We start from the raw sequence: 1,267 nt of genomic DNA on the forward strand, positions 1-1,267 counted from the left end.
ACAATCTTGATTGAACGCTAATGGACGTTGGTCAATCGCAACAGCCAAAGCGCGGAACGCGTTTGAAGTCGTACGCGATAGGATGCGTATCCGTCGCGTTTGGGTTGTCCCTCGTTGGTCTGGGCACGATCTGGTACTTGACTCGCCCAGACTACGATCTCGCGTTGCGTCCAGTTGGCACTGCATTCACATCAACACAATTCGAGTTTCGATTTGGCGTTGCGACACGAACCGTTGACGACCAATGGAATCGGTTGCGTTACGTCTACGGAGAATTGCCGGACTCGATCAGCGTTGAAAACGGACGCCGGACGATCGTTTACGATTCTCCTAAATGCATCATCAAATCAACCGCTGATTCGATTGACGTTCAAGATGACACCGTTCACCATAAGGGATACATGGGGATCTGGTCGGACGACCTTCATTTCACGGTTGCTAGCGATGGGATGGTACACCTTGCCGCACAGGATGTGGAACCATGAAATGCACGGGAGAACGGGTGGTCCGTTTTCTCGTCTGCTTGCAAGTCGTTCGCCCGTTCCCCGTGATTTCTACCGTTCTGGCATGTGATTCGTTAGGTCTGTCTCCGATGGCCAATTTGCCCAATCCTAACGAACCGACCGAGCACTCGCCGTTCAGCGATGCATCATCGCAACACAAACACGGATCAGTCGTGGCAACCTGGATTGGTTTCTACTTGTTCGCGGGACTGCTGCTTCTTTTCACGATGCCGGCCACGAGTCATTCCAACAATTGGTCTGGAATCCTCCCCGCATTTCTCATCTTGATGTTTGGTGCGTACCGACTTGCACGTGTTGGTGCCAAAATTTCTACGACGTTCATTTACGGGTGTTCAACAACTGTCTTGTTCCTATTCCGCTTTCTTTCAATGGGCCGGTTTTCGCTCTGGCTCGAATATCAGGCACCGCCCACTCCGATGCTCGCGGTCATGTGGGTCGCGATTTGTCTATTTTTGGGTGGTGCTACCTCTGGAATGGCATACATGGTTCACGAAAACGAGAACGGACTCACGCAAGGTCAGGATACCGATGCCTAAATCGCTCTTCGCTTCGTCATCTGCTACAATCCAATGCTGCCTAAATGCCCAGAAAAGCCAGAACCATCGCATGCACGGGAGTGGCGGTGGCACGCGGCTTTTGAAATCAACGTCAACTCCCGCCACCCCGTGATGCGGGTCGTTGTACTGGCCTCTGGAGAACTTCCTTGAAGCGTCACGTTTCTTATAGGCAGTGACCTTGTCGCG

At 52.3% G+C, this 1,267-nt stretch carries 2 protein-coding genes; one reads left to right on the plus strand and one right to left on the minus strand.

Annotation, left to right across the window (positions count from 1 at the left end; translation table 11 throughout):
- The first annotated feature begins 137 nt into the window (after positions 1 to 137).
- The gene (locus tag RE6C_RS16810; protein WP_144054808.1) at positions 138 to 485 is read left to right on the plus strand and encodes a hypothetical protein; all 348 of its coding nucleotides are present in this window, start codon (positions 138 to 140) and stop codon (positions 483 to 485) included.
- A gap of 485 nt (positions 486 to 970) precedes the next feature.
- On the opposite strand, the gene RE6C_RS32935 is transcribed toward RE6C_RS16810, so the two are convergent.
- Positions 971 to 1,267 (minus strand): hypothetical protein (locus tag RE6C_RS32935; RefSeq protein WP_236618281.1); only part of this gene is annotated, 297 nt, incomplete at its 5' end.

The sequence above is a fragment of the Rhodopirellula europaea 6C genome, from assembly GCF_000338295.1.
Taxonomy (GTDB): Bacteria; Planctomycetota; Planctomycetia; order Pirellulales; family Pirellulaceae; genus Rhodopirellula; species Rhodopirellula europaea.